General features: G+C 56.0%; 4 protein-coding genes. All 4 read left to right on the top strand.

Annotated features, from left to right (window positions below):
- Positions 1-155 precede the first annotated feature (155 nt).
- Entirely contained in the window at positions 156-1,355 is a 1,200-nt protein-coding gene (locus AC3B8H_RS04055; RefSeq protein ID WP_488440337.1) for a ComEA family DNA-binding protein, read from the top strand.
- Positions 1,356-1,600: 245 nt separating this feature from the next.
- On the top strand, positions 1,601-5,095 hold the full coding sequence (smc, locus tag AC3B8H_RS04050; protein WP_488440336.1) for a chromosome segregation protein SMC: 3,495 nt from the start codon (positions 1,601-1,603) through the stop codon (positions 5,093-5,095).
- Complete coding sequence (locus AC3B8H_RS04045) at positions 5,095-5,820, top strand: cell division protein ZipA C-terminal FtsZ-binding domain-containing protein (protein ID WP_488440335.1); 726 nt, start codon at positions 5,095-5,097, stop codon at positions 5,818-5,820. Before smc ends, AC3B8H_RS04045 begins: the two co-directional genes overlap by 1 nt.
- Before the next feature lie 71 nt (positions 5,821-5,891).
- Positions 5,892-7,691: a translation elongation factor 4 gene (lepA, locus tag AC3B8H_RS04040; protein ID WP_488440334.1), complete on the top strand. Its 1,800-nt coding sequence runs from the start codon at positions 5,892-5,894 to the stop codon at positions 7,689-7,691.
- Positions 7,692-7,700 lie beyond the last annotated feature (9 nt).

Raw genomic sequence — 7,700 nt, 5'->3', positions numbered from 1 at the left:
TGAGCATTCACCAAAATAGAGCGGCGAATTTGGTTTTGTTGCACCTAAATGGTGCTTAAATGATTGTTTTATAAGATTTAAATCGCCTGAAATAATAACGGTGCATGCTAGGCTTGATATATAATTTGTCTTCCTAAATTACTGAGTCAAAGTTTATGCATGCATTACAAAACCCTATTTTCGATGCCGAGTTTCCGGAGTTGCGTTTAAACGGTATTAACGGCTATACCATGCAAGGCAATCGAATTACGTTGAATATTGGTGAAATAGCCAACAACCGGTCATTTGGAAATCTCAGCGGAACGCTTTCGTTAGAGCTTTGGGCTTTAAGCCAAGCCTATCAAGGCGGCCATTTCAGCGGCGTTCCGTTGGCGGGTGTCGTTATCGGCCAATTGCATGGTCAACATGCCATTGGCCCGGCTTCCTGGGATCTGGCGTTTCAAGAACCTGGCGAGGGGATCTGGCAACTGACGCTGATGTTGCGGGAGTGGAACGGCGTGGCTTACGAAACGCGCGATTTCGTCAATTTCGCGGCGCCGTACCGTTCGGTTAAGACGGCTACCGTCCGGCACGCTACGGACAATGTCATCGAAGTGAGTTTTATTGAGTACAAGCATGCCGAGGCTGGCGATGGTCAAGCGGGATGCTCTTACCAGCACGACGACTTCGTGCAGGCCCAAGCGCTAAAACCGGCGGCGACCGAACTGTTGTTGTTGGGGAACTGCGGTTACGACCTTCAAAATGGCCGGATTCGGCTGAATGTCGGCGAAATTGCCAACCGTAGAGGCGCGGACAATGTCAGCGGTACCTTGGTGCTGGAGTTGTGGGCGCTCGACCAAGCGTATCGAGGCGGACAGTTCGACGGTTTCGCGCTGGCCGGCGTCCGGGTCGGCGAACTGGCCGGTCGGCACGGCTTGCGCGAGCTGAGCCTGGAAACCGACTTTCGCGAACCGCCGGCCGGTCGCTGGCATTTGTGTTTAATGTTGCGGGAATGGAACGGCGTGGCTTACGAAACTCGGGATTGCATCAACTTTGCCGTTCCTTACCATGTGGCGCTGAAAGCGGTGGCGACTCGTAAAGAGTCGGATAATGTCATCAATGTCCAGTTCGGCGAAACCCAAAAATCGGTGGTCAAGCCAGTCGAGCCGGTAGCGCTTGCCGGCGGAGCGCCGGCATCGAGAGCGTCGATCAATCAGGCCACGTTGGACGAATTGGGTGCGCTAAAAGGCGTGCCGAAAAAGACCGTCGAAAATATTGTCGCGGGGCAACCGTTTGCGTCGTTCGACGAGCTCTCCAATGTCAAGGGCGTCGGTCCGAAATTGCTGAAATTGCTGCGCGAACTGTTTGCGTTGTGATTTTGGCGATTGAGAGGCGCGCGGCTTCGGCGGCGCTTTCGGTGGCATCCGTCGCCGAATCCGTTAACCACGCGCGCTCGGGCGTGCCGGTGATTGTGCCGGCATGCCCTGGGCAAGTCTATCCGGCCCAGTTGCCCGCATCCGCGTCGCGGAAGTCCTACGACTGAAATCGAATTCCCATCCGGTGGTGAATTCGACGATAATATCGAGCTTTGTCAATCTCGCCGGACCGCTAAAACCCAGGCATGAAGCTGGAAAAAATCAAACTCGCGGGCTTTAAGTCCTTCGTCGATCCGACCACGATTCCGATCCAGGGCAACCTGACCGCGATCGTCGGGCCTAACGGCTGCGGCAAGTCCAACATCATCGACGCGGTGCGCTGGGTGATGGGCGAGAGTTCGGCCAAGCATCTGCGCGGCGGCAATATGGCCGACGTGATTTTCAACGGATCGTCCGGCCGCAAGCCGGTCAGCATGGCGTCGGTGGAATTGGTGTTCGACAATGCCGAAGGCAAGGCCGGCGGCGAGTATTCGCAATATGCGACAATTTCGATCAAGCGCCAAGTGAGTCGCGACGGCCAGTCGCAATTCATGTTGAACGGCAGCAAATGCCGGCGCAAGGACATCACCGATTTGTTTTTAGGCACCGGTCTGGGCTCGCGCAGTTACGCGATCATCGAACAGGGTACGATCTCGCGGATGGTCGAGGCCAAGCCGGAAGATCTGAAATTGCATATCGAGGAAGCCGCCGGCGTTTCCAAATATAAGGAAAGGCGTTCCGAAACCGAAACCCGGATGCGCCACACTCGCGAGAATCTGGAGCGCCTGAACGATTTGCGCGACGAAGTCGACAAGCAGATCAAGAATCTGGCCAAGCAGGCGGAGAAGGCCGAGAAGTACACCGAGTTGAAAAAGCAGGAGCGCCGCTACAAACAGGAATTGCTGGCGATGCGCTGGCAAAATTTTCAGCGCAACGCCCAGCAACTCGAAGCCAAATTGCAGACCATCGCCGAGGAGCATAACCGGCTGTTCGTGTTGCTGCGCGATACCGAAAAGGCGATGGAGCTAAAACGCGGCGAGCAAAAGGCTCAGCAGCAACATCTGGATACAACTCAGGCCGAATATACCGCCGTTGTGGCTGAAGTCAGCCGGCTGGAACAGGCGATCAAGCACAATCAAAAAAGCCACGAAGAAACCTTGATTGAAATCGAGCGTTTGAAGCAACAAGCCGAACACGCCAATATCGAATGCGAACAGGATAGACAGCAACTGGAGGAAATCCGTCAAACCTTGCTGGAAGCCGAGGAGACGATGATCGTTGCCAAGGAGCGCGAGGAAGATTTGCTGGGCATTCAGCAGGACGCGCATCTGCAGAAACAGCAATGGCAGCTGCGCTGGGAAGAGTTTTTGGCCGAGAACGCGGGCTATCGCGAGCAGGCCGAAGTCCAGCGGACCAAATTGGTGCAGTTAGAAAATCAGAATCGCCAGTTGCAAGCCAGACTGGATAAGTTGCGCGGTGAGCGTGGTGATTTGGCCGATTCCCAGTTGCAACTGGCTTTGGACACACTGGATAGCAGTATCGAACTGATAGAGACCGAACGCGAACAGTTACAGCGGCAACTGGAAGCGGTGTTGCAGCGCATTGCCGAACTGCGCCCGGAGATTAAGCAATTGCACGATAGCTTGCACGCCGGTCGCGCCGAGTTGCAGAAAGTCAACGGCAAGATCAGCTCGCTGGAGTTGCTGCAGCAACACGCGATGGGCAAGGACAAAAAAGACCTGGCGGTTTGGTTGGAACAAGTGGGTTTGGAGCAACAACCGCGCTTGGCCGAGTTTCTCGAAGCCGACGAGGGTTGGGAAACGGCGGTCGAAACCGTGCTGGGTAGTTATCTGGAAGCGATTTGCGTGGACAGCGCCGACGCGATCCTCGGCGAGTTGCGGGAATTGAGCAAGCAATCGCTGATGGTGTTCGAAACTCACCCCGAGGCATCGGTGGCGGCTGCAAACGCGCTGGCGAGCAAGGTGCGCAGCCGCTGGCGCTTGGACAGTTTGCTGAGCGGCATCTATTGCGCCGATTCGATGACGCAAGCCCGGCAAATGGTCTTGCAGCCGCATGAGTCGGTGGTATTGGCGGACGGCACTTGGTTGGGCCGGGACTGGATCAAGATCAGCCGGGGCAGCGACAGCAAGACCGGCGTGTTGCACCGCGAAAAAGAGCTGCGCGAGCTAAAGCAGCGTCAGGGCGAGTTGCAGGCGGCGATTGCCGAGGACGAGCAGCAACTGGAATATTGCGAGCAAGCGTTGAAGGCCGCCGAGGCCAATCGCGAACAATATCAACAAAAAGATAAATTGCTGGGTGCGGAACATTCGGCCAAGAGCGCCGAGTTCAGCGCTCAATCAGCTCGTCTGGAACAGCAGCAACGCCGCGTTGCCCAGCTCGATCATGAAATTGAAGAGCTGAGTGGGCATTTGGGCGAAATTGTCGAAAGTATTTCCGAAGCGGAGCTGATTAAACAGGATGCCGAGCAGGCGCTGGGCGATTTGGGCGATAAGAAAGCGCAACTGGAAGCGTTGAACCAGCAAATTCAGGCCCAGCAACAAAATACCGACGCCTCGGTCGGCGAGGCGCGCCAGCATCTGCAGCGCCTGCATGCGCAAATCGAATCGATGAAGTCGTCCGAAGTGCTGACCGTCAAGCAAATCGAGCGTTTACAATCGCAGCATCGCCAAGCCGCCGACCGGATCGCCGAACTGGAAAATAAACTGCGGTTCGCGTTGGCGCCAATGGACGACGAAAAAATGCAACTCGAGGAATTGTTGGAGCGCAAGCGCGAAATCGAAGAGGTGCTGCAATCCGAACGCCAGGCGCAGCAAGCCAGCGAGCAAAGCGTCGGTGAATTGGCCGAGCAATATTCCCGGAACCAGCGGGAGTTGGAAAAGCAGAAAGAAGCCTTGGACAAGGTGCGCTTCGAGCAACAGGACAGCAAGGTCAGGCAGCAGACCGTCGCCGAACAACTGGCCGAAGTCGATGCCGATCCGGAAGTTGTTTTGAAAGAGGTGCCCGAAGGCGCCAGCGAGAATGAATGGAAGTGCCAGGTTGACGACCTCGCCGAACAAATCGAGCGTTTGGGTTCGATCAATCTGACCGCGATCGAGGAATACAAAACCCAATCCGAACGAATGAAGTTTTTGAACGAGCAGCACGACGACTTGGTTGATGCGTTAAACACGCTGGATCAGGCGATCAGCAAGATCGACCGCGAGAGTCGCCAGCGCTTCAAGGAAACCTTCGACAAGATCAACGACGGCCTGAAGGAAAAGTTTCCGCGTCTGTTCGGCGGCGGCCAGGCGTATCTGGAATTGACCGAGGATGATGTGTTGGAGGCGGGCGTCAACATCATCGCCCGGCCGCCCGGTAAGCGCAACAGTTCGATACATTTGTTGTCCGGCGGGGAAAAGGCGCTGACCGCGGTGGCGCTGGTGTTCTCGATCTTCGATCTGAATCCAGCGCCGTTCTGCTTGCTGGACGAGGTCGATGCGCCGTTGGACGACGCCAACGTGGTGCGCTTTTCCAAGATGGTCGAGGACATGTCGTCTACGGTCCAATTTTTGTATATTTCACACAACAAAGTCACGATGGAAATTGCAAAACATCTGGCAGGTGTTACCATGAAGGAACCGGGCGTGTCCCGTTTAGTGGCAGTAGACATCGATGAAGCGGTAAGCATGGCGGAAAGCTAATGGACAAAGAACTACTCAGAGTCGTGATTATTTTGATCGGCGTGCTGGTGATGATCGGCATGGTGTTGTGGCATTTTATCAAGGGCTTGCGCGATAAACGCGCGGCCGACGATTACTACGACGACGATCGCTACGACGAAAGAGACGACGAATTTGAGGTCGAGGCCGATGAAGACGAGATGGACTTATTTCGGGTCGGCGAAGATTTGGTCGATGGCGATGCCTTACTCGACGATAGGGCGATTCAGCCTAGCCCCAAGCAGGGCGGGGTCGCGCCGCGGCCGGAGCCGAGCGTAAAACCGCAACCCGCGGTGAAGCGAGCCGAATTGCCGGCGCTGATCGAATTCAGCATCGTCGCGCGCGCCGACGAGGGCTTCAAGGGCGAGGATTTGTTCGAGGCTTTCGAGCGCGTCGGTTTGAAATACGGGAGCGTCAAGGTTTTCGAGCGCGTCGATAAAAACCGGATGGTGGATTTCGCGGTGGCCAGCATGGTCGATCCCGGTACGTTCCCCGACGATGATCTGGAGAACTTTTATTGCCCCGGTATCGTGTTCTTCATGCAGCCGCGCGAGGTCGAGGCACCGCTGGCGGTTTTCGACGACTTCATGGAAACGATTGATACCTTGGCCGACGAACTGGACGGCGTGGTTTGGGACAATCAGCGCCAACCGCTGACCGCCGAAACGGTCGATCATTTCCGGCAACGGATGGTCAAGGCCGGCTGAACGCCCCTACCGCCGCGGCGATCGCGGCCTGCTCTTTAACCGAAATAATTAAACCGAAATCACCTGACTCAGTGGACCAGAAACATATTCGAAATTTCTCCATCATCGCCCATATCGATCACGGTAAATCGACGTTGGCGGATCGCTTCATCCAGATTTGCGGTGGGTTGAGCGACCGGGAGATGGAGTCGCAGGTGCTCGATTCAATGGATCTGGAACGCGAACGCGGCATCACGATCAAGGCGCAAAGCGTCACGTTGGATTACCAAGCCGGCGACGGCGAAACCTACCAACTGAATTTCATCGACACGCCCGGCCACGTGGATTTTTCCTACGAGGTTTCCCGTTCGCTGGCCGCTTGCGAGGGCGCGCTGTTGGTCGTGGACGCCGCCCAGGGGGTCGAAGCGCAAAGCGTCGCCAATTGCTATACCGCGATCGAACAGGGCCTCGAGGTCGTGCCGGTGCTGAACAAAATCGATTTGCCGTCGGCGGAACCCGAGCGGGTGATGACGGAGATCGAGGATGTCATCGGCATTCCGGCCGACGAGGCTTGCCGGATCAGCGCCAAAACCGGTCTGAATGTCGAGTCGGTGCTGGAGCAGCTGATTCACAAGATTCCGCCGCCCAGCGGCAACGAAGCAGGGCCGTTACAAGCCTTGATCATCGACTCCTGGTTCGACAACTATTTGGGGGTGGTGTCGTTGGTGCGTATCGTCAACGGCAGTCTGCGCCGTAAACAAAAGATCACGGTGATGTCGACCGGCAAGTCTTATCTGGCGGAAAAGCTCGGCGTGTTTACTCCCAAACAGCTGGAAAAGCAGGATTTGCGGACCGGGGAAGTCGGCTTCGTCGTGGCGGGCATCAAGGATATCTTCGGTGCGCCGGTCGGCGATACTATTACCGGCACCGACAATCCCGCGGCCGAAGCCTTGCCCGGTTTCGAAAAAGTCCAACCCAGGGTATTCGCCGGTTTATACCCGGTTAGTTCCGACGATTTCGGCGCGATGCGGGAGGCGCTGGATAAGTTGCGCCTGAACGACTCCGCTTTGAATTTCGAGCCGGAGACCTCGCAAGCCTTGGGCTTCGGATTTCGCTGCGGTTTCCTGGGTATGCTGCATATGGAAATCGTCCAGGAGCGCTTGGAGCGCGAATACGACATCGATTTGATCACGACCGCGCCGACCGTGGTTTACGAGGTCGAAACCCACAATGGCGAAGTGCTGATGGTGGACAATCCGGCCAAGTTGCCCGATCCGGGCACCATCACCGAAGTGCGCGAACCGATTATCCTGGCGAACATACTGGTGCCGCAAGCCTATCTGGGCAGCGTGATCAATCTGTGTATCGAAAAGCGCGGCGTCCAGAAGAATATGCAATACGTTGGCGGCCAAGTAAGTTTGAATTACGAACTGCCGATGAGCGAAGTGGTGCTGGATTTCTTTGATCGCTTGAAATCGGTCAGTCGCGGTTATGCCTCGTTCGATTACGAGTTCGTGCGTTTCGAGCCGGCACCGCTGGTGAAATTGGATGTGTTGATTAACGCCGATAAAGTCGATGCCTTGTCGATTATCGTCCACCGCGATCAGGCTCAGAATCGGGGCCGCGATCTGGTCGAAAAAATGAAGGACCTGATTCCGCGCCAGATGTACGAAGTGGCGATCCAGGCCGCGATCGGTTCCAAAGTCATCGCCCGCTCCACGGTGAAGGCGATGCGCAAGAACGTGACCGCCAAGTGCTACGGCGGCGACATCACCCGTAAGAAAAAGCTGTTGGAAAAACAAAAGGCCGGCAAAAAGCGGATGAAGCAGGTGGGTAGTATCGAGATTCCGCAGGAAGCCTTTCTGGCGGTGTTGCAGGTCAACAAAGAATAATGACGGTTT

The sequence above is a fragment of the Methylomonas sp. BG-2 genome (assembly GCF_057766305.1).
The sequence above is the reverse complement of the archived record's forward strand: the minus strand, read 5'-3'. Positions and strand labels throughout refer to the sequence as shown.

Excerpts from the sequence above, each read along its gene's own strand:
- smc (WP_488440336.1), top strand. The coding sequence starts at position 1,601 with ATGAAGCTGGAAAAAATCAAACTCGCGGGCTTTAAGTCCTTCGTCGAT.
- AC3B8H_RS04045 (WP_488440335.1), top strand. The coding sequence starts at position 5,095 with ATGGACAAAGAACTACTCAGAGTCGTGATTATTTTGATCGGCGTGCTG.
- AC3B8H_RS04055 (WP_488440337.1), top strand. The coding sequence starts at position 156 with ATGCATGCATTACAAAACCCTATTTTCGATGCCGAGTTTCCGGAGTTG.